The sequence below is a fragment of the Pseudanabaena sp. 'Roaring Creek' genome (genome assembly GCF_001402795.1).
In the GTDB taxonomy this organism is placed as follows: Bacteria; Cyanobacteriota; Cyanobacteriia; order Pseudanabaenales; family Pseudanabaenaceae; genus Pseudanabaena.
In genome coordinates, this window is sequence record NZ_LIRE01000588.1 from 1 (window position 1) to 525 (window position 525).

At 49.3% G+C, this 525-nt stretch carries 1 protein-coding gene; it reads right to left on the reverse strand.

Annotation, left to right across the window (positions count from 1 at the left end; genetic code table 11):
- Window positions 1-362: hypothetical protein (locus tag AC805_RS16660; protein ID WP_156341439.1), on the reverse strand; the 362-nt coding region annotated here is incomplete at its 3' end.
- Window positions 363-525: the final 163 nt, after the last annotated feature.

Here is a 525-nt window from a genome sequence, read left to right on the forward strand (position 1 = left end):
AGGTTGGGAGACCAAGACAAATCACCTAGCCATTTTGTATTTGGAGGAGGAGGAGGGGGAACCCATTGCCAAATTTCGACAAATAGCCCTTGATGATAGTAAACAGGCTTAAATCTGAGGTAGTAGCTACCGAGATCGGTCTGCATCTCAAAAGCAGTCTGTTCGCCGAAGCCAACAAAGCGATTAATCCCCTTCACCCCACCTGAGAACTCTTGCCAGAGATCGCCCGACTTGCGCCATTTACGACGCTTCAGATCGGTGACCTTAATCGCTACGTGAGACGAGGAAAGCAGGGAAGGAATGAGAATGGCATCAACGCGCCCAACTCCGATATTAAAGCTAGACACGTTGACCCAACTCATTCCGATTCCTCCCATTCCCCATCAAATTCATCGTATTCACCGCCCAAGGCATACTAGATCGCCTCATTAAAAGAGACAGTTTCGAGAACGCCCGATCCTGCTCGTGCAACCACGCACTGAGAGCCATCGAAATCCACAGGTAAGGAGCCATTAAGGATTTCGT